The organism is Vibrio sp. YT-19(2023) (genome assembly GCF_033337395.1).
Window position 1 is genome coordinate 1 of record NZ_JAWOQN010000637.1, and the last position, 643, is coordinate 643.

Below are 643 nucleotides of genomic sequence, written 5' to 3' on the forward strand. Positions count from 1 at the left end.
TGTTGCTTCCACATTTGAGGCATTGGTGCCTGTGACAACGACGGTGTACGTGCCACTTGGCTCACCACTGATGTCCATCGCGTTGCTCGTCCAAGCGCCACCACTTTGTACCGTGGCACTGCCGCTGGCGATAACCGTTTCACTGCCTTGCGCTTTGATTTCTACGCTCACGGTTTGGCCATCAAAGCGGCTTGAAGTACCGGTGATCTGCAATGTGGCAGCGTTACTGCTATCCACATTGCCTACTGGCGTGATCGCCAAGGTTGGTGTGATCGGCATCGAGTGGCTTCGGTCTTCTGCGCCCGTATTCCCCGAAAGATCTTGGTAGTCTTTCACCACCAAGCCTACGGTTAGCTCTGACGACACTGGCACGACAACGTCACCGGTCCAGACTTTCGCATCCACGGTCTTGGTCAGTGTGATGGCGGAACCACCCAGCTCTGCGCTTGCGGCTTGCAGCGCTTTATCGAACTCCAGTGTTACCGTCACACTTTGTCCTTCCGCTTGATGCGTTGGGTTAAAGGTCGCGTTGCTCAAGGTTGGCAATGCCTGTGCCAACGTGAAGTTTGTGCTTTCTGTTGCTTCCACGTTTGAGGCATTGGTGCCTGTGACAACGACGGTGTACGTGCCGTTGAGCTGATCA

At 54.9% G+C, this 643-nt stretch carries 1 pseudogene; it reads right to left on the reverse strand.

The annotated features are described in order from the left end of the window. A pseudogene (locus tag R7E78_RS27605) lies at positions 1 to 643 on the reverse strand (hypothetical protein); the annotation flags it as partial.